Raw genomic sequence first — 19,696 nt, 5'->3', positions numbered from 1 at the left:
TCCATGGCGCTCTGGCGCAAGCTCGTTATCGGCTCCCTTGGCGGGGCGGCGTCCATCGCCGCCCTCGCCTTCGGCCTCGACTATGCGGACAAGGCCTATCCGCCGCCGATCGCGGTTGCCGGCACCGTGTCGAAGGAAGTGCTCGATCGCGACGGCCGGCTGCTGCGCGCCTTCGCCACGCCGGACGGGCTCTGGCGGCTGAAAACCACGGCGGCCGATGTCGATCCGCAATTCCTGCGCATGCTCGTCGCCTATGAGGACCGGCGCTTCCACGAGCACGCCGGCATCGACCCGCTGGCGCTGCTGCGCGCCGCCGGGCAGTTCGTCACCAACGGCCGCATCGTTTCGGGCGCCTCGACGCTCTCCATGCAGGTCGCCCGCCTGATCGAGCCGCGCGAAAACCGCTCGATGCTGGCGAAACTGCGCCAGATGGCCCGCGCCATCCAGCTCGAACGGCGGCTGTCCAAGGCGGAAATCCTCGATCTCTACCTGACGCTTGCCCCCTATGGCGGCAATCTGGAAGGGGTTCGCGCCGCAAGCCTCGCCTGGTTCGGCAAGGAGCCGAAGCGGCTTTCGGTGGCCGAGGCAGCACTGCTCGTCGCCTTGCCGCAGCTTCCCGAAAAACGCCGGCCGGACCGGCACCGCGGGGTGGCGGAAAAGGCCCGCGAGCGCGTGCTGAACCGCATGGCGGTCTCCGAAATCATCGGCGAGGGCGAGGCCGAGCGCGCCTCCGCCGAGGCCGTGCCGGATCGCCGCCGCCAGCTCCCCTCCTATGCCGCCCATCTTTCCGAAATGGCGCTGCGCAAGGACCCGAAGGCAACCGAACACAGGACGACGCTCGACCGCACCGTGCAGGACGGGCTGGAGACCGTGGCGCGCGAGGCGGCGGAACGGCTCGGCGCGAAAATCTCCATCGCCATGGTGATGGCGGACGCCCGTACCGGCGAGATTCTCGGCGAGGTCGGCTCGGCGGACTACTTTGATGGCAGCCGCGCCGGCTGGATCGACATGACGCGCATCCGCCGCTCGCCCGGCTCGGCGCTGAAGCCGTTCATCTATGGACTTGCCTTCGAGGAAGGTCTGGTGGCGCAGGAAACGATCGTCGAGGATCGACCCTCCGACTTTTCCGGTTACCGCCCGCGCAATTTCGACATGACCTATCAAGGCGATGTCAGCGTGCGCAAGGCGCTGCAACTGTCGCTGAACGTGCCCGCCGTGCGCCTGCTCGAAGCCGTCGGCCCGACGCGGCTGATGGTGCGCTTCCGCCGCGCCGAGGTGCATGCAGAACTGCCGCCGGGCGAAACGCCGGGGCTGGCGATCGGCCTTGGCGGTGTCGGCGTCACGCTGCGCGAGCTCACCCAGCTCTACGCGGCGCTCGCCAATCGCGGCATGCCGGTGCGGCTCGGCGACGGCATTTCGCGCAACGCGTCGCAGATCGAGGGCGAGCCGCTGCTCGACCCCGTCGCCACCTGGCAGGTCTCCGACGTGCTTTCCGGCGTCACCCCGCCGACCGGCAGCCGCCGCCTCGGCATCGCCTACAAGACCGGCACGAGCTACGGCTACCGCGACGCCTGGTCCGTCGGCTACGATGGCCGCCATGTGCTCGGCGTCTGGGTCGGCCGCGCCGACAACGGCGCCGTGCCCGGCCTGACCGGCTATGGCGCCGCCGCCCCCGTCCTCTTCGAGGCCTTTTCGCGCTCCGGCATCGCCATCACCGCGCTGCCGCGCGCGCCGTCCGGCGCCGTGCGCATCGCGCAGGCCGAACTGCCCGCGAGTCTCCGCCGCTTCTCCACCACCACGGGCGGCCTCGTCGCGACCGTGGCGCGCGAGCCGGCGCCCGAAATCATCTACCCACCGGAAGGCGCCCATGTGGAACTCGGCGCCACCACGAGCTCGGATATCTCACCACTCGTGCTGAAGCTGCAAGGCGGCCGCGCACCCTTCCGCTGGCTCGCCAACGGCAAGGTATTGCCGGATGCCTCCCGCCGACGCACGACGCAGTGGATGCCGGAAGGTGCCGGCTTCTCGACGCTGACGGTGATCGATGCTGCCGGGCGGGCAGCGAGTGTGCGGGTGTTCATCGAGTAGCGGAAAAATAGCCCCTCATCCGCCTACCGGCACCTTCTCCCCGCAAGCGGGGCGAAGGGGATATGCCGCGCCGTTTTACCATCCAAAGGCGTGGCGTGGGGCGCGTCCCCTCTCCCCGCTTGCGGGGAGAGGGTTAGGGTGAGGGGCAGAGACAGGACCGCAGCGTTGCGGGCATTACTTCGTTGTATCCAACGGCACCCACCCCGGCTTCCGCTTCTCCAGAAACGCCGCAATCCCCTCCGCTGCTTCCGGCGTTTCCCAGGTGTCGGCAAGCCGCGTCAGCGTCATCTCGATGACCTTTTCGTCGATCGGCGTGGCCAGCGCATGCGCCAACGCCTTGGTGGCCGCAGCCGCCTCGGGGGACGCCGCGAAATAGGGCGTGATCTCCGCCTCGATCGCCCCGTCCAACTCAGTCACCGCGACGACGCCGCTGACGAGGCCGATGCTCCGCGCGGTCGGCGCGTCGAACAGGCGGGCGGAGGTGGCGAAGCGCAGAAGCGCCGCGGGGCCGATGCGGGCGGCGACATAGGGGCTGATCGTTGCGGGGATGAGGCCGAGGCGGGTTTCCGTCAGGCCGAAGCGGGCGCCTTCCACGGCGATCGCGGCGTCGCAGACGCTGATCAGGCCGACGCCGCCGCCATAGGCCTGGCCGTTGACGCGGGCGATCAAGGGTTTCGGCAGGTCGCGCAGCGCCTTCAGCATCAAGGCGAGCCGGCGCGCTTCGGCGATACGCGCCTCGCGGGTGGCGGCCATCTGCTCCTTCATCCAGTTGAGATCGCCGCCCGCGCAAAAACTCTCGCCCTCGCCCGTCAGCACGACGACGCGCACCGCCTTGTCCTCGCCGAGCAGGTTCGCGACAGCGGTCAGTTCGCGGATCATCAGGCCCGAGAGCGCATTGTGCTGCGCGTGGCGGCGAAGCGTCAGCGATGCCACGCCGCGCCGATCGACGGATACGGAAATCGTTTCGAAATGCATGACCACACCTCCTCTGCGCAGTGCGCAAATCGCTAGGCACTTTTCCTGGCATCGGTCTTGCCGGTGATCTGCCGGGCAAAGGCAGCGGCCACCGCCAGTTTTTCTCGATCAAGCCCCGTCTCGTATCCCTCGGCCGCCAGCATGTCGGCGACGGCGAGCGTGTCCACATTGCCGCGTGCGCCCGGCGCATAGGGGCAGCCGCCGAGCCCACCGACCGAGGCGTCGAAGACGGTGAGCCCATGATCGAGCGCCACGCGGATATTGTCGAGCGCCAGGCCGTTCGTATCGTGGAAATGGCCGGCGAGATTTTCCGGGAAGGCGACGGCGAGCACGACATCCAGCATGGCCGCGACCTCCGCCGGCCTGGCACGGCCGATCGTATCGCCGAGGCTTACTTCATGGCAGCCGAGGCGCAGGAGCTGTCCGGTGACGCGCGCCACAGCGCAGGGCTCGACCGGGCCATCATAGGGGCACTGCACGACGCAGCTCACATAGCCGCGCAGCGGAATGCCGTCCGCCTTCGCCGCTTCGGCGACCGGCCGGGCGCGCTCGATGCTTTCTGCAATCGAGCAGTTGAGATTGGCGCGGGAAAAGCCTTCGGAGGCCGAGAGGAAGACGGCGACTTCATCGACGCCGGCGGCCTTCGCCGCCTCGTAGCCCTTCATGTTGGGCACCAGCGCCGCATAGGAAAGGCCGGGGCGGCGCGCGATGCCGGCCATCACCTTGGCGCCATCGGCAAGCTGCGGCACCCATTTGGGGCTCACGAAACTCGTCGCCTCGATGCGCTGGAAGCCACAATCCGACAGGAGGTCGATCAGCGCGATCTTGTCCGTAGACGGGATGATCGCCTTCTCGTTCTGCAACCCGTCGCGGGCCGCCATCTCGACGATTTCGATGCGCCGGCTCATGCGGCCTCCTCGGGCTCCAGCGAGATGAGAAGCGCGCCTTCCGCCACCTGATCACCGACCGCGACCGGCACCGTCGCCACCACGCCATCGCGGGGTGCTGCCAGCACCAGCTCCATCTTCATCGCCTCCATGGTGACGAGCGCGTCACCCTTTGCGACGCGCGCACCCGGCTCCGCCGAGACGATGCGCACCAGGCCCGGCATGGGCGCCGAGAGCCGATCCCCGCCGGCCGCCGCCTCGCCATGATGGCCGGCCTCTTCGGCGATTGCGAAGGTGTGGGCGTGGCCGGCGAAGAAGACGAGGATATTGGCTCCTTCGCGATGCACCGTTGCAGACAGAACGCGGTCGTCGAACGCTGCGCGGACGAAACGTTTATCGGTCGATTGCAGGGCGATATCGGTGGTGATGCCGTTGTGTTCGACGTGGAAGCGATTTTTCTCGCGCGCCGTCACGCGTAGCGCATGTTCCGCATCGCCATGATCGAGGAAAACTGTCTGCGCCGCCTCGCCCCACAGCCGGAAGCTGCGGAGATGGCCCCATGGATCAGGATCGGCCGGGGCTTCGAGGAAGCCGAGCGCCGCCAAGGCGGCCAGCGCAAAGGCCTCCTCGGAGGCGTCGGGTTCGTTGAGCAGGCTTTCGCCTGCCCGGCCGATCAGGCCCGTATCGACGTCGCCCGCTGCAAAGGCCGGCAGGCGGCAGAGGCGGGCGAGGAAACCGGCATTGGTCGTGACCCCGCCGACGCGGCAGGTTTCGAGCGCCGTTTCCAGCTTTGCCAGCGCTTCCGCGCGGGTGCGGCCGTGCACGATCACCTTGGCGATCATCGGGTCGTAATAGGGCGTGATGAGATCGCCGGCACGCACGCCGGAATCGATGCGGGCGTCCTGCGGCAGGTCGAAGACGGAGAGGCGGCCGGTCGCCGGCAGGAAATCGCGCGCCGGGTTTTCCGCGTAGAGCCGCGCCTCGAAGGCCCAGCCGTCGATGGAAAGCTCTTCCTGCCGCTTTGCCAGCGGCTCGCCGGCGGCGACGCGGAGCTGCCATTCGACGAGGTCGAGGCCGGTGATCGCTTCCGTCACGGGATGCTCGACCTGGAGGCGCGTGTTCATCTCCATGAAGTAGAAGCGGTCCTGCAGGAGCCCTTCGGAGACGTCGGCGATGAACTCGACGGTGCCGGCGCCGCTATAGCCGATCGCCGCTGCCGCGCGCACCGCGGCCTGCCCCATCGCCGCGCGCATTTCCACCGTCATGCCGGGGGCCGGCGCCTCTTCGATCACCTTCTGGTGCCGGCGCTGGAGCGAGCAGTCGCGCTCGAAAAGGTGCACGACATTGCCGTGTTTGTCGCCGAAGACCTGTACCTCGATATGGCGGGGTTTCGTCATGTATTTCTCGACGAGCACGCGGCCATCGCCGAAGGCGCTTTCGCCCTCGCGCCGGGCGCTTTCCAATGCGGCCGCAAAATCCTCCGGTCGCTCGACGCGCCGCATACCCTTGCCGCCGCCGCCGGCGCGCGCCTTGATCAGCACCGGATAGCCCATGGCCTCGGCCTCGCCGGCGAGGAAGGCAGCGTCCTGCCGCTCCCCGTGATAGCCGGGCACGACGGGCACGCCCGCCTTTTCCATCAGCGCCTTGGCCGCATCCTTGAGGCCCATGGCGCGGATGGCGCTCGCCGAGGGGCCGATGAAAACGAGCCCGGCCGCCTCCACCGCCTCGACGAAATCCGGGTTTTCCGACAGGAAGCCGTAGCCGGGATGCACCGCTTCGGCGCCGCTCGCGCTGGCCGCCTCGATGATCGCCGGAATGTTCAGGTAGCTTTTTGCCGCCTCCGCCGGGCCGATGCGGATCGCCTCGTCGGCGATGGCGACATGCAGCGCATCACGGTCGGCATCGGAAAAGACGGCGACCGTCGCAACACCCATCTGCTGGACGGTGCGGATGACGCGGCAGGCGATTTCGCCGCGGTTGGCGATGAGGATTTTTCTGAACATCCCAGATCCGGCTTTCTATTGCGCTGCTATGGCTTCGACTTCCAGCAGCCACTTCTCGTCGAAGATCGAGCAGATGACGACGCTCATCGCCGGCGCGTTGGCGCCGAGATAGTCGCTGCGGATCTCGCGGTTGGCGGTGGCGTGGTGGCGGTCGGAAAGGTAGGTCGTGACCTTGACGAGGTCGGACTTCGCCATGCCGGCGGCCTTCAACTGGGCGTCGATATTGCGCCAGACGAGCCGGGCCTGCGCCTCGAAACCCTCCGGCACCTTGTCATCGTCCGAAACGGGGATCTGGCCGCTGATGAACACCAGCTTCTTGAAATCCTCGATCTTCACGGCCTGCGAGTAGCCGCCGCGCGGGTCAGGCGCGTTCTTGGCATTGATCGATTCGCGGTTCATGGACTTCCCTCCTCTACATCCGAAAAATGCCGAAACGGGTGGGCTCGATCGGCGCATTGAGCGCCGCCGAGAGCGAGAGCGCCAGCACGTCGCGCGTCTTGCGCGGATCGACGATGCCGTCGTCCCAAAGCCGCGCCGAGGCGTAGAGCGGGTGGCTCTGGCGGGCGAACATGTCGATGGTCGGCTGCTTGAAGGTGGCCTCCTCCTCGGCACTCCAGCTGCCGCCCGCGCGCTCGATGCCCTCGCGCTTGACGGTGGCCAGCACGCCGGCCGCCTGCTCGCCGCCCATGACGGAGATGCGGCTGTTCGGCCAGGTCCAGAGGAAACGCGGCGAATAGGCCCGGCCGCACATGCCGTAATTGCCGGCGCCGTAGGAGCCGCCGATCAGCACGGTGAGTTTCGGCACATTCGCGGTGGCGACTGCCATGACGAGCTTGGCGCCGTTCTTGGCAATGCCCTCCGCTTCGTATTTGCGGCCGACCATGAATCCGGTGATGTTTTGCAGGAAGACGAGCGGAATGCCGCGCTGGGCGCAGAGTTCGATGAAATGCGCGCCCTTCAGCGCCGCCTCGGAGAAGAGCACGCCGTTGTTGGCGATAATGCCGACGGGCAGGCCATGCAGGGCGGCGAAACCGCAGACGAGCGTCGTGCCGAAGCGGGCCTTGAACTCGTCGAAGCGGGAGCCGTCCACCACGCGGGCGATCACCTCGCGCACGTCATAGGGCGTGCGGGTGTCGGCGGGCACGATGCCGAGCAGCTCTTCCGGGTCGTAGAGCGGTGCCTCGCCGTCGCTGGATTTCGTAACGTCCGGCTTACGCATGTTGAGATTGGCGGCGATCTGGCGGGCGATGGCGAGTGCGTGCCGGTCGTCGCGGGCGAGGTGATCGGCGACGCCGGAGAGGCGCGTGTGCACGTCGCCACCGCCGAGGTCTTCGGCCGTCACGACCTCGCCCGTCGCGGCCTTCACCAGCGGCGGGCCGGCGAGGAAGATGGTGCCCTGGTTCTCGACGATGACGGTCTCGTCGCTCATTGCCGGGACATAGGCACCGCCGGCCGTGCAGCTGCCCATGACGACGGCGACCTGCGGGATGCCGGCGGCAGACATCTGCGCCTGGTTGTAGAAAATGCGGCCGAAATGATCGCGGTCGGGAAAGACCTCGTCCTGGTTCGGCAGGTTGGCACCGCCGGAATCGACGAGATAGATGCAGGGCAGCCGGTTTTCCGCGGCGATCTCCTGGGCGCGAAGATGCTTCTTCACGGTGATGGGGTAATAGGTGCCGCCCTTCACCGTGGCATCGTTGCAGACGATCATGCACTCGCGGCCGGAGACGCGGCCGATACCGGCGATCATGCCGCCGGAGGGCGAGGCGCCGTCATAGAGGCCATGGCCGGCGGTGAGGCCGATTTCGAGAAAGGGAGAACCGGGATCGAGCAGCTGCGCGACGCGGTCACGCGGCAGCAGTTTGCCGCGGGAAACGTGGCGGTCGCGCGCCTTCGCACCGCCGCCATCCATGGCGAGGCTGGTTGCTTCCTCCACCAGCGCCAGCGCGTCGAGCATTGCCTTGCGGTTTGCCGCAAAGGTCTCGCTGCGGGTGTTCACGGCCGAGGGGATGACCGGCATCACAGCGTCTCCTGGAAGATTTCGCGGCCGATCAGCATGCGGCGGATTTCCGACGTGCCGGCGCCGATCTCGTAGAGTTTGGCGTCACGCAGCAGGCGGCCGGTCGGGTAGTCGTTGATATAGCCGTTGCCGCCGAGCGCCTGAATGGCTTCGAGTGCGAGTTTCGTCGCCATTTCGGCGGAGAAGAGGATGCAGCCGGCGGCGTCCTTGCGCGTCGTCTCGCCGCGGTCGCAGGCGCTCGCAACAGCATAGACATAGGCACGCGCGGCATTGAAGGCGACATACATGTCGGCGGCCTTGCCCTGCATCAGCTGGAACTCGCCGATCGACTGGCCGAACTGTTTTCGCTCGTGCAGGTAGGGCACGACCACGTCGAGGCAGGCGGCCATGATGCCGAGCGGGCCGCCGGAGAGCACGACGCGCTCGTAGTCGAGGCCGGACATCAACACGTTGACGCCGCGCCCGACCGTGCCCATCACATTCTCCTCTGGCACCTCGCAATCGGTGAAGACGAGTTCGCAGGTGTTGGAGCCGCGCATGCCGAGCTTGTCGAGTTTCTGCGCGGTCGAGAAACCAGCAAAACCCTTTTCAATGAGGAAGGCAGTGATGCCGCGGGAGCCTGCTTCCGGATCGGTCTTGGCGTAGACCACCAGCACGTCCGCATCAGGGCCATTGGTGATCCACATCTTGTTGCCGTTCAGCACGTAGCGGTCGCCGCGCTTTTCGGCCTTGAGCTTCATGGAGACGACGTCGGAGCCGGCACCCGGCTCGGACATGGCGAGCGCGCCGACATTTTCGCCGGAAATCAGTTTCGGCAGGTATTTCTGGCGCTGCTCCGGCGTCGCGTTGCGCACGAGCTGGTTGACGCAGAGGTTGGAATGGGCGCCGTAGCTCAAGCCCACCGAGGCCGAGGCGCGGCTGATCTCCTCCATCGCCACGCAATGGGCGACATAGCCCATGCCGGAGCCGCCATAGCTCTCCGGCGCGGTGATGCCGAGCAGGCCGAGATCGCCCATCTCGCGCCAAAGCGGCATGGGGAAAGTGTTGCTGCGGTCGATTTCGGCCGCCTGCGGGGCGATGCGATCCGTCGCGAAACGCCGCACGCTTTCGCGCAACGCCTCGATATCCTCGCCGAGCCCGAAGCTCATTCCGGCGTCATACATATGCCATCCTCCCCATCTCGCGACCTCAGGCGGCCGTCTTCTGCTGCCCTGCCGTGTCGAAGGCCGCGCGCATCTGCGGCTCACGCGCCCTCACCCGCCTTGCCGCCTCCTCCTTCACCGGCCCATAACCGCGAATCTCGCCGTAAAGCGAGAGAAGCGCAACGGCGGCGTCGAGCGTCTCGCGGCAAAGATTCGTCAACACATGCGCCACCAGCGCCTCGTAATCGGCGATAAGCTGGCGTTCCATGCGGCGTTCTTCCGTGCGGCCGAACGGGTCGAAGGCCGTGCCGCGCAAGCCCTTGAGCTTTGCAAGTAGCCCGAAGGCCGGCAGCATCCAGCGGCCGAAGCGGCGTTTTTTCGGTCGGCCATTGGCGTCCTCGCCCTTCAGGAACGGCGGCGCGAGGTTGAAGGCGATGCGGTAATTTCCTTCGAACTGCTCCGTCAGCCCCGCCTTGAAGGCCGGATCGGTGAAGAGCCGTGCCACCTCGTATTCGTCCTTGTAGGCGAGGAGCTGGGCGTAGACATGGGCGACGGCGCGGGTCAGCCGGTCGTCCGGCCCGAGCGCCTTTTCCGCCTGGTGGACCTTGTCGACGAGCGTGGTGTAGCGGCCGGCAAGCGCCGCGTTCTGGTAGGCCGTCAGGTGCTTGACGCGGTGGGCAATCAGGTCTGGCGTCGCCATGGTTTCCAGTGTTGCCGTGCGTTTTCCCGGCTCAAGCAGGCGCTCGGCGCGGGCCGGGTCGGCGGCAATCAGGCGGCCCCAGCCGAAGGCCGAGAGCGTGGCATCGACGGCCACGCCGTTCAGCGCGATCGCCTGTTCGATCGACTGGCGCGTCAGCGGGATCAGCCCCTTCTGCCAGGCAAAGCCGGTCATGAGGATGTTCGTCGCCATGGCATTGCCCGCGACCTTTTCCGCGATGGTCGTGAAATCGAGCAGGTGCGAGGGCTCGCGTAGCGCTGCCCGCACCGTGCTCTCGACATCACGGCGGCGGAAGTCGAAGTCGCGCTTGCGCACGAAATCGGCGACTGGCGTCAGCTTGGTATTGACGACGCCCGTCGTGCGGTGATGGTCGCAAAGCGTCACGGCGTCCTTCGAGGAGGCCACCACGTCGTCGGCAGCAATGAGCAGGTCCGCGCCACCGGTGATGATCCGGGGCGACGAGACGTCCTGGTCGTGCAGGCCGATGCGCAGGTGGCTCATCACGGCGCCGCCCTTTTGCGCAAGGCCGGCCATGTCGAGGATCATCGGCGACTTGCCGTCGAGATGGGCGGCCATGCCGAGGATGGCACTGATAGTAAGGATGCCCGTGCCGCCGATGCCGGCGATGGCGACATTGTAGGAGCGATCGCCGATCTTGACGATCTCCGGTTCGGGAATCCCTGTCAGGTCCGGGTTCGAGCGCGCGGTCTTGCGCAGGCGTCCGCCTTCCACCGTCACGAAGGAAGGGCAAAAGCCCTTGAGGCAGGAATAGTCCTTGTTGCAGGTCGACTGGTTGATCTTGCGCTTGCGGCCGAGTTCCGTGTCGAGCGGCTCGACGGAGACGCAGTTCGACTGGGTGGAACAGTCACCGCAGCCTTCGCAAACGGCGGGGTTGATCATCAGGCGAACCGGCGGGTCCTCCATCAGGCCGCGCGAACGGCGGCGGCGCTTTTCGGCGGCGCAGGTCTGCACGTAGACGATGGCAGAACAGCCGGGTGCCTCGCGGATGTCGCGCATCACCCGGTCCATCTCGTCGCGGTGGCGAATGATGACGCCGGGCGCGAGCATGGACGGCGAATATGCCTCCGGGTGGTCCGAAACGAGGTAGATCGGCTCGACGCCTTCGTCGTGGATCTGGCGTGTCACTGCCTCGGGGCTGATCGGCCCGTCGACAGCCTGTCCGCCGGTCATCGCGACCGCATCGTTATAGAGCAGCTTGTAGGTGATGTTGACGCGGGCGGCGACCGACTGGCGGATCGCGAGAATACCGGAATGGTAATAGGTGCCGTCGCCGAGATTGACGAAGATGTGCTTTTCATCGGTGAAGGGCGCGATGCCGGACCACGGCACGCCCTCGGCGCCCATATGGGTGAAGGTCGTGGTGTCGCGGTCCATCCACTGGACCATGTAATGACAGCCGATGCCGGCCGTCGCGCGGCTTCCCTCCGGCACCTTCGTGGACGTGTTGTGCGGACAGCCGGAGCAGAAATAGGGCACGCGCTCGATGGGGGCGGCGTGTTTCTTGCGGATTTTTTCGCGTTCCAGAAGATAAGCGAGTTCGTCGGAAATCAGCGTCTTGAGGCCGGCGTCGAACTCGAAATGCAGGAGGCGCGCGGCAATCGCCCGGGCCACCATACCGACCGTCAACGCCTGCGACAGCGGCAGGAACGCATGATCCTCATGGTCGAACTTGCCGATGATGCGCGGGCGCTCGCCATGATGCCAGTTGAAGAGCTGCTGCTTGATCTGGTTCTCGATGATCTCGCGGCGTTCCTCGACGACGAGCACCTCTTCCAGCCCCTGCGAGAACTCGCGCACGCCTTCCGGCTCCAGCGGCCAGGGCATGCGGACCTTGTAGATGCGCATGCCGATCTCGGCCATCTCGGCCGGGCCGAGGGAGAGTTCCTTCAGCGCCTGGAGCACATCCTCATAGGCTTTTCCCGAGGCGATGATGCCGAAGCGCGCCTTCGGCACGTCGTGCGTCACCTCGTCCACCCGGTTGGCGCGAGCGAAGGCAATTGCCGCATAACCCTTGTAGGTCTGCAGCCGCTCGTCCTGCGGCAGCGGCGGATCGGGCCAGCGCAGGCTGAGGCCACCCGGCGGAAGTTCAAAATTCTCGGGCAGGACGAACTGGCGGCGCTCGCCGGCGAGATCGACGGAGGCCGTCGTCTCGACCGTGTCGGAGATGAACTTCATGCCCACCCAGCAGCCGGAATAACGCGACATGGCGGTGCCGAGCAGGCCATATTCGACGAATTCGTGGATGGACGAAGGATAGAGCACCGGCATGAGGGCCGACATGAAGGCGTGGTCGGACTGGTGCGGGATGGAGGACGACTTTGCCGAATGGTCGTCACCGGCGAAACAGAGCACACCGCCATGTTTCGAGGTGCCGGCGGCATTGGCGTGCTTGAACACGTCGCCGCAACGATCGACGCCCGGTCCCTTACCGTACCAGTAGCCGGCAACGCCATCCTTCAGCGCGCCGAGCGAGAGATGAAGCTGCTGGGTGCCCCAGACGGCGGCGGCCGCCAGATCCTCGTTGACGCCCGGCCGAAACACGATGTCGTGCGCCGCCAGGTGCTTGCCGGCCTTGGCAAGCTGCTGGTCGTAACTTCCGAGTGGCGATCCGCGATAACCCGAGATGAATGCGGCGGTGTTCAGCCCCGCGGCACGGTCGCGCCGCATCTGAACGATCGGCAGGCGCACGAGTGCCTGGATGCCGGAAAGGAAGATCCTCCCACTTTCCGCCGTATACTTGTCCTCGAGAGAAAAGCTCTGCTTCAGCATGACTTCCTCCTCGATGGCCCTCCTCCGTGAAAGCCATCCTCCATATGTAGGAGCCTACGCCTGGATTGGGAGGAGCGGGTCCTTATTTTCCCCTTGCAGCATCACGATTTAGGGATGGCATCCGCAAAGCGGGCCTCTCGACGCAAAGCCATCCTAGTGGCGCGTCAGATCGGTACCCGGTGGGTGTTCTTCAGCTCGTCGAGGGCGAAGCTGGAATTGACGAATCCGACGCCGGGAAGCTTCAAAAGAGCCTTCTTCAGGATCTCCTCGTACTGGCGCACATTGCTTGTCAGCACGCGCAGAACATAGTCGTGCTCGCCGGTCATCGAATAACATTGCACGACCTCGGGCATGTTCTTCACCGCTTTTTCGAACTCCAGCAGCGTCTCCTCGTCATGCTGCTTCAGCCGCACGAAACAGAAGACGGAAACCTCGAATCCGACGAGTTTCGGGTCGATCGCGACGATGCGGCCGCGGATGATGCCGAGCCGCTCCATCTCCTTGATGCGCCGCCAGCACGGCGTGTGGCTGAGGCCCACGCGTTCGCCGATCTCGGCGACGGTCAGGTCCGGTTCGCTCTGGAGCAGCCGCAGGATCTTGCGGCTCGTCTCGTCCATGCCGCCCTCGGCCATGGGCTAGAGAAGCCCGCGAGAGGAGAGATTGCGCATCAGCGCGGTGATGCCGAAGGTCCAGGGCGGGCATTCGGTTGAGAGGCGCACGGTGTTGGTGAGGGCGCCCAGTTCGGCATTGGAGATCGTCACGCGGTCGCCGGTCTTGTGGGTAAAGCCCTGGCCCGGCGCATCACGGTCCTCGACCGGCGCGAACAGCGTGCCCATGAACAGCATGAAACCATCAGGATATTGATGGTGCTGGCCGATGGTCTGCGACACGAGGTCGAGCGGATCGCGGCTGATCTCGCGCATCGTGCTGCGACCCTTCAGCACGAAACCGTCCTCGCCTTCGATCAGGAGATCGAGGTCTGCCTTGCGCACTTCGTCGATCGCATAGGTCTCGTCGAACAGGCGGATGAAGGGACCGATGGCAGAGGAGGCATTGTTGTCCTTCGCCTTGCCGAGCAGAAGCGCCGAACGGCCCTCCACGTCGCGCAGGTTCACGTCGTTGCCGAGCGTGGCACCCTTGACGCGACCCTGGCTATCGACGGCAAGCACGATTTCCGGCTCCGGATTGTTCCACTTGGAGATCGGATGCAGGCCGACCGAGGCACCCCAGCCGACGGAAGCGAGCACTGGCGCCTTGGTGAAGACCTCTGCATCCGGCCCGATGCCGACTTCGAGATATTGCGACCAGATGCCCTCCTCGATCAGCGCCGCCTTGACCTGGGTTGCCGCTTCCGAGCCCGCCTTCAGGTCACGCAGGCTGTCGCCGATGATGGCGGTGACGCGGCCGCGCACCTTTTCCGCCATTGCCGGATTGCCTGCCGCCTTTTCCTCGATGACGCGTTCGATCATCGAGCGGGCGAAGGTGACGCCGCAGGCCTTGACGGCCTGGAGGTCGCAGGGGGCGAGGAGATGGAGACGGGAGAAATCGCCCGCCCCTTCGACCGAGGCGTCGAGCACGGCATCAACTGCGCCGAGAGATTCGCCCGGCGCAGCGCGGGCAACCGCGGCCGGATCGTCCTTTTCCAAGAGATCGCGCATGGTGGGCAGATCGGCGGACGTGATGTCGAACAGCACGCCGTCGCGCACGACCACGATGGCCGGCCCCTGCACATCCGGCCGCCAGACGCGCCCGACAAAGGTTCCCCGCGAAAAATCTCCTGCCGTCACCGTCACGCGCGTTCCTCCCAGAATCCTCGCCCCGAGTTCTAGACCGAAAGAGGCGGTGGCGAACAGGGCGAAGACGGCCGCCGGCCGATTTTCCGCTCAGCCACGCACACCGAGCGCATGGGCGACGATCATCGTCGCGGCCAGCAGCAGCACCGTCGCTTCCGCGACCGTCCGCAGGACGAGCCAGACGGCCGCGAGGCGACCCACATGCAGGTCATGCTCGAACCAACGGACCTCGACGATGATGTACCAGAGCAGCGAAAGCAGCGAGATCGCCGTGCCGACGGCGACCATCTCCTGATGGCCGGTGCGGGCGATGTTCATGCCTGCGCTGAGCCCGAAGGCAAAGGGAGCCGCAACGTAGCACTGGCTGTAGAAAGGCGGCTTCAGCGTCTCGCGGTCGAGCGCCGCGCCCGTGCGCCCCAAAAGCCGCACGGCCATCAGCAGCGGAAAGATACTGAAGAGAAAGGCGCGGAAAATCAGGAGATTGGTATCGTTGCGCAGCATCTCCCGGCAGCATGGCATCGTCCCGGTGGGCGATCAGCGCCAGTTCGAGCCCGTGGGCGAAGAGCAGCGTGAGCAACAGGAAGAGCGGCGGGCTCAGCGTATCCTTGTAGCGCTCCTCCTGCGTATCGCCGAGTTCGACATCGGCATAACGCATCATCTGCTGCGGCCGGCGCAGCGTGCGCCAGAGCGTGACCGGATAGAATACGAGCCAGGAGACGAGCTCGTAGAGCAGTTCTTCCAGCGACTGCAAGAGACGCATAAAATCCATTTTTGGCATCCCCGTGGCGCGGTCGTTCCGGCATACCGGGTTTTCACGCCAGCGAGAAGCCTTGGGATTGGCGGCCCCGGCGGAGCCGCCATCCATGTCATGCCGGGCGGGTGTGCACAGCCGAGACGATGGTGATCGCGGCCAGGAACAGCACCACGCCGCTTGCGACGAAGACGCTCGAAACACCGTTGGCATCGAACAGCGCACCGCCGGCAGCGGCACCGGTCGCGATCGCGAAATTGATCGCGGCGACGAAGAGGCCGCCCGCACTTTCGGCTTCATCCGGCACGGCGCGGGTGATCCAGGTCGACCAGGCGACCGGCACTGCACCGAAGGCGAGGCCCCAGAGCGCCACCATGGCGGCATCGGCCACGAGATCGCCGCCGAACATCGAGAGCGACAGCGCCAGCGCGCCCATCACGACCGGCATGATCGTCAGCGTCAGGCGCATGGAGCGTTCCAGCAGCACGGCGCCCAGATAATTGCCGAAGAAGGTGGCGATGCCGAAGCCGAGCAGCACGGCCGAAACACCTTCCACGCCAACGCCCGTCACCGTTTCAAGGAACGGCCTGATATAGGTGAAGAAGGCGAAGTGGCCGGTGAAGACGAGCAGGATGGCGAACATCGCAAAGCCCACGCCCGGTCGCGCCAGAACCTCGATCAGCGTTCCAAAGCGTGAATGCCCGCGCGGCGGCAGCGACGGCAAGGTCGCAAGCTGCACGACGAGCGCCAGCGCGCCCAGCACGGCGGCCCCGAGGAAGACATTCCGCCAGCCGACGATATCGCCGACATAGCTGCCGACCGGCGCGGCGAACACCGTCGCCGCCGAAACACCGAGGAACATCACCGACAGCGCCTTCGGCACCACGGCCTCCGGCACCAGCCGCATCATGGTCGCGGCCGACAGCGTCCAGAACCCCCCGAGCGCCATGCCGAGCAGCACGCGGCCGACGAGCAGCATGGCGAGGTTCGACGACATCGCCACGAGAATGTTGGAAAAGATCAAGAGGACCGAGAGACCGAGCAACACCAGCCGGCGGTCGAGCTTGCGCGTCACCACCGTGATCAGCAGGCTCGTCACCAGCGCAACCGCGGCCGTTGCCGTCACGGCCTGTCCTGCCATGCCTTCGGAAATCCCCAGGTCATCCGCCATCGGCGTCAGCAGGCTTGCGGGCAGAAATTCCGCGCCCACCAGCCCGAACACGCCAAGCGTCATCGCGATCACGGCCCCCCAAGCCGGCCGGACATCCGCCTCGCTCTCCGGCGCGGCTATCGTTGCATCCGTCATGTGCAGTCCCTTTCCTGTTGCAATGCGTGCTCCAACAGGTGGGTTGAAATGCCAGACGCACAATGCCATTTTATCCGCAATGTTTGATCGATCGTCCGACCCAGCCAAAAATGCGCATGATCCCGTCAGCGAACTTCTGATGGGCATGCGCCTGCGCGGTGCGAGCTATGGCAGGCTCCAGCTGACGCCGCCCTTCGGTATCCGCTTTCCGGCGGGTCCGGAAGCCCGTTTCCACTTCGTCGCCCGCGGCAAGGTCTTTTTGCGAACCCATGGCGAGGCGGGCCGCGAACTCGCCTGCGGCGATGCCGTGCTGCTGCCGAGCGGCGGGCCGCACGAGATCGTCACCGGCCCGAACGTCCAGATACGCGACTATGACAGCTACAAGATGACACCGCTCTGCCCCGACGTGGCAGCGGTGGAGGCCTGCGTCAAGGAGACGAGCCGGGAAAACGACACGCTGATCTTCACCGGCCGCATGGAATTCGAGCTCGACACGCTGCATCCGCTCGTCGGCCTCATGCCGCAGGTCATGTCCGTCGGCGCGCTGATCGGCCGCCAGCCGGAGCTGATGCCGCTGCTCGACGCCATGGAGCGGGAAATGTCGGAAGAGCGCGTCGGCGCGGCCGGCATCCTCGCGCGCCTTGCCGACGTCATCGCCGCCTCCATCGTGCGCGGCTGGGTGGAATGCGGCTGCGGCGATGCGACGGGCTGGATCGAGGCGCTGCGCGACCCGCGCCTTGGCCGCGTCATCGCAGCGCTGCACCGCGAGCCCGGCCGCAACTGGACGCTCGCCGAGATGGCGCACGAGATGGGCAGCTCCCGCTCGGTCTTCGCCAAGCGCTTCGTCGACGTCACGGGCATGACCCCGCAACGCTACGTGCTGGCGCTGCGCATGCGGCTTGCCGAACAATGGTTCCGCCGCGACAAGCTCTCCATCGACACCGCCGCCCGCCGCCTCGGCTTCGGCTCCCAGGCCGCCTTCGCCCGCGCCTTCAAACGCGTCGTCGGTGAACCACCCGGTCATACGCGCAAGAAGGCGGCGCCAAACGGGGCGGAGATGGGCAAAACGGGAGGCGGAAATGGCGCCGCCGGAAGGCCTTGACCTGGATCGCGGCGTTTACGGGCATTGACGCCGTTTAGCGGGAAAGTCGGATTTATTTGGCCCTGTCCTAAAACAGAGTCCGAAAAAATCTTTTAGCATAAGCGGTAGAAGCGCTATCGCGCTGGAACATGCGCGCGTACCGCGTAGATCGGCGCCATATGGAACGCTAACCTGTCCTCCACGTTCTCAAAGTGTGTATCGAACTTAGGGAGAGCACGATGGACGAGAACCTTATTGCCCAGCTCAACGCAACGGGCGCCGATTTGCGGAGGCGAGCACTGGAAATCGACAAGTCAAGCGAAGAACCAGATACCGCTCTGATAATGCATGGCCTGGCAACGGCAATGGACGCGATCCGTGCTCTTGCCGCGACGGCAGGCCGACTAGACGGCCCCTCTGGCCTCGGAAAGAGTGGACACTAGGAGCGGCAATCTACGAAAGCGAGCGCCCTGGGGGAAGGGCGCCCGCATATTTACTTGTGGGTTGGAACGCTTGGAGCAACTGGTCCGGTCGGCTGCGAAATCTAGAGCAAGTAATCCGCTTCCGCTCCGAGACCGAGCCCGCCGAGCAGGCCACCCAGCACATCTCCGAGATCATCCAGAACGTCATCGACGAGGTTGCCGAGACCGTTGTTATTCAGGAGGTTGGTCAAGCCGTCCTCCATGCCACCCTGGCCGCCAAGAGACGACAGCAGATCATCGACACCTAGCCCATCGACCAGGTTTTCCAGCGAGAACTCATCGACCCCGAGGCCGCCAAGCACGCCGCCAAGCCCGAGTTCATCAAGCAGATCGCCCACACCAAGGCCGTCCAGCAGGTCATCAACAGCCCCGGTCAGACCGGACAGGCCGACACCCAGATCGAGAACGGTATTGTCGCCGGTGACGATTTTTTCGACGCTGTAGAAGTTCTGCGTTTCACCCCCACCGAGGAGATTGAACCCTCCGTCGATATTGAGGGAAATCAGAACGTCCTGGGCATCGCCTTGGATGTACGCGGTGTCGGTTCCATCGCCGCCGTAAACGGTGTCGTTGCCGTCGGCATAAAGAATATCATCCCCTGCGCCGCCGCCGATAATGTCGTCACCTTCGCCGCCACGCACAGTGTCGTTTCTGTCGCCGGCATAGACCGTGTCGTTACCCGCCCCACCGTCGATGTCGTCGGAGCCAGAGTTCGGGGAAATCTTCGGGCCGCCGTAGACGATATCGTTGCCAGCGCCGCCGCGGACAATATCGTCGCCGGCGCCGTGAAAGAGCGTGTCGTTGCCCGCGCCGCCATCGATCTCATCGTTGCCGGCATTGCCCCAGATCAAATCGGCGCCGCCGCCGCCCTGGGCATTATCATCGCCAATACCGAGGCCGATCGTGTTGTCGCCGTCGTTGCCGACAACCGTATCGTTACCACCCTGGGCGAATACGCTTCCCTGCCGATCGCCAAAAACAAATGTGTCGCTGTCGGCGGTGAGAAAATAGGTCTTTGCCATTTGTCCACTCCTGCGAACCTTGAGTTGAACGGGCCGGTATTGGCTCGTGCTATAAATACGGACGCAGATGATAAAAGTTCAATCAAGGCGGGTAAATTGTAATGCTCTGGTAATTGAATGATTAATCGACTATCGCTAGCGTTGCAGGAACAAGCAAGTTTTGTTCCGTCAAGGCAGCAACCTAGGAACGAACAGGCATTGCTAATCTTTCGTTGACTCCAAGACAGAATCACACGCTAAGAATGTGCAAACTCAAAGCTTTTGGGGTAATCTGGTGCAATCGCGGATTAACCAATAGTTAGTTTGGATCACGAGGTGCACATGTATACAGGGCACAGTTTATCCATTCCGCCTTTGCAGCCAGAAGAAGTGGCGGGGCTACGAGCTATTATAGACGAGTGGTGTCACGAGTATGGTTGTAACATCACGGGTAAGCTTGCACAGGACAGGGCGAAAAAGCTCTTACTTGCGTATAGCGCGGGTGTTAGGGACGCCGAGGCGCTTCGCAATCTGATCCGGCCATTTTAGATCCCGTCCGAGCGACTAGGCTCAGGACTCATTGATTAAAGCCAGAAGATGACGGTTGCTGCGATGCAGATGGCTGAGAAGAAAGTATGCGCGCACCGGTCGTATCGGGT

16 protein-coding genes and 1 pseudogene are annotated in these 19,696 nt (G+C 65.2%); 4 read left to right on the top strand and 13 right to left on the bottom strand.

Annotated elements, in window-relative coordinates; translation table 11 throughout:
• Nucleotides 1-3 precede the first annotated feature (3 nt).
• Entirely contained in the window at nt 4-2,088 is a 2,085-nt protein-coding gene (pbpC, locus tag J2Y63_RS19800; RefSeq protein ID WP_435267511.1) for a penicillin-binding protein 1C, read from the top strand.
• Nucleotides 2,089-2,262: 174 nt separating this feature from the next.
• On the opposite strand, the gene J2Y63_RS19795 is transcribed toward pbpC, so the two are convergent.
• The 10 genes from J2Y63_RS19795 to J2Y63_RS19750 form a co-directional block, all read right to left on the bottom strand.
• A complete protein-coding gene (locus J2Y63_RS19795; RefSeq protein ID WP_435267510.1) occupies nt 2,263-3,063 on the bottom strand; it encodes a crotonase/enoyl-CoA hydratase family protein in 801 nt (266 codons plus the stop codon).
• Between the two features lie 32 nt (nt 3,064-3,095).
• Nucleotides 3,096-3,971, bottom strand: a complete 876-nt coding sequence (locus J2Y63_RS19790; protein WP_435267509.1) for a hydroxymethylglutaryl-CoA lyase — start codon at nt 3,969-3,971, stop codon at nt 3,096-3,098.
• Nucleotides 3,968-5,953 (bottom strand): acetyl/propionyl/methylcrotonyl-CoA carboxylase subunit alpha, encoded by a 1,986-nt coding sequence (locus J2Y63_RS19785; RefSeq protein ID WP_435267508.1) that lies wholly within the window; start codon nt 5,951-5,953, stop codon nt 3,968-3,970. The genes J2Y63_RS19790 and J2Y63_RS19785 overlap by 4 nt, the downstream gene beginning before the upstream one ends.
• 15 nt (nt 5,954-5,968) lie before the next feature.
• On the bottom strand, nt 5,969-6,352 hold the full coding sequence (locus J2Y63_RS19780; RefSeq protein ID WP_435267507.1) for a RidA family protein: 384 nt from the start codon (nt 6,350-6,352) through the stop codon (nt 5,969-5,971).
• A 13-nt stretch (nt 6,353-6,365) separates the two neighbouring features.
• The gene (locus J2Y63_RS19775; protein WP_435267506.1) at nt 6,366-7,973 is read right to left on the bottom strand and encodes a carboxyl transferase domain-containing protein; all 1,608 of its coding nucleotides are present in this window, start codon (nt 7,971-7,973) and stop codon (nt 6,366-6,368) included.
• Nucleotides 7,973-9,121 (bottom strand): isovaleryl-CoA dehydrogenase, encoded by a 1,149-nt coding sequence (locus tag J2Y63_RS19770; protein ID WP_435267668.1) that lies wholly within the window; start codon nt 9,119-9,121, stop codon nt 7,973-7,975. The genes J2Y63_RS19775 and J2Y63_RS19770 overlap by 1 nt, the downstream gene beginning before the upstream one ends.
• 40 nt (nt 9,122-9,161) lie before the next feature.
• Entirely contained in the window at nt 9,162-12,623 is a 3,462-nt protein-coding gene (locus J2Y63_RS19765) for an indolepyruvate ferredoxin oxidoreductase family protein (RefSeq protein WP_435267505.1), read from the bottom strand.
• A 164-nt stretch (nt 12,624-12,787) separates the two neighbouring features.
• Nucleotides 12,788-13,240 carry an Lrp/AsnC family transcriptional regulator gene (locus J2Y63_RS19760; protein WP_256117868.1) on the bottom strand — a complete coding sequence of 151 codons (453 nt, stop codon included), beginning with the start codon at nt 13,238-13,240 and terminating at the stop codon, nt 12,788-12,790.
• Between the two features lie 18 nt (nt 13,241-13,258).
• Nucleotides 13,259-14,410, bottom strand: coding sequence for a fumarylacetoacetate hydrolase family protein (locus tag J2Y63_RS19755; protein ID WP_435267667.1), 1,152 nt, complete (start codon nt 14,408-14,410; stop codon nt 13,259-13,261).
• Between the two features lie 96 nt (nt 14,411-14,506).
• Nucleotides 14,507-14,917 (bottom strand): hypothetical protein, encoded by a 411-nt coding sequence (locus J2Y63_RS19750; RefSeq protein WP_435267504.1) that lies wholly within the window; start codon nt 14,915-14,917, stop codon nt 14,507-14,509.
• Between J2Y63_RS19750 and J2Y63_RS19745 the strand changes: the two genes are divergently transcribed.
• A complete protein-coding gene (locus J2Y63_RS19745; RefSeq protein ID WP_435267503.1) occupies nt 14,907-15,320 on the top strand; it encodes a hypothetical protein in 414 nt (137 codons plus the stop codon). The two genes, J2Y63_RS19750 and J2Y63_RS19745, sit on opposite strands and share 11 nt — an antisense overlap.
• Here J2Y63_RS19745 and J2Y63_RS19740 read toward each other — a convergent pair.
• Entirely contained in the window at nt 15,283-16,473 is a 1,191-nt protein-coding gene (locus J2Y63_RS19740; RefSeq protein ID WP_435267502.1) for an MFS transporter, read from the bottom strand. The two genes, J2Y63_RS19745 and J2Y63_RS19740, sit on opposite strands and share 38 nt — an antisense overlap.
• Here J2Y63_RS19740 and J2Y63_RS19735 point away from each other — a divergent pair.
• Together J2Y63_RS19735 and J2Y63_RS19730 are read left to right on the top strand one after the other, a co-directional pair.
• Nucleotides 16,472-17,575, top strand: a complete 1,104-nt coding sequence (locus J2Y63_RS19735) for an AraC family transcriptional regulator (protein WP_435267501.1) — start codon at nt 16,472-16,474, stop codon at nt 17,573-17,575. The genes J2Y63_RS19740 and J2Y63_RS19735 overlap by 2 nt on opposite strands.
• A gap of 218 nt (nt 17,576-17,793) precedes the next feature.
• Nucleotides 17,794-17,997, top strand: a complete 204-nt coding sequence (locus tag J2Y63_RS19730; RefSeq protein ID WP_435267500.1) for a hypothetical protein — start codon at nt 17,794-17,796, stop codon at nt 17,995-17,997.
• A 101-nt stretch (nt 17,998-18,098) separates the two neighbouring features.
• Here J2Y63_RS19730 and J2Y63_RS19725 read toward each other — a convergent pair whose 3' ends face one another.
• Together J2Y63_RS19725 and J2Y63_RS19720 are read right to left on the bottom strand one after the other, a co-directional pair.
• Nucleotides 18,099-19,058 carry a calcium-binding protein gene (locus tag J2Y63_RS19725; RefSeq protein WP_435267499.1) on the bottom strand — a complete coding sequence of 320 codons (960 nt, stop codon included), beginning with the start codon at nt 19,056-19,058 and terminating at the stop codon, nt 18,099-18,101.
• 563 nt (nt 19,059-19,621) lie between these two features.
• Nucleotides 19,622-19,696 (bottom strand): annotated as a pseudogene (locus J2Y63_RS19720) (transposase); the annotation flags it as partial.

The organism is Shinella sp. BE166 (assembly GCF_051201095.1).
Classification (GTDB): Bacteria; Pseudomonadota; Alphaproteobacteria; order Rhizobiales; family Rhizobiaceae; genus Shinella; species Shinella lacus.
This window is presented reverse-complemented; position numbering and strand designations above follow the sequence as displayed.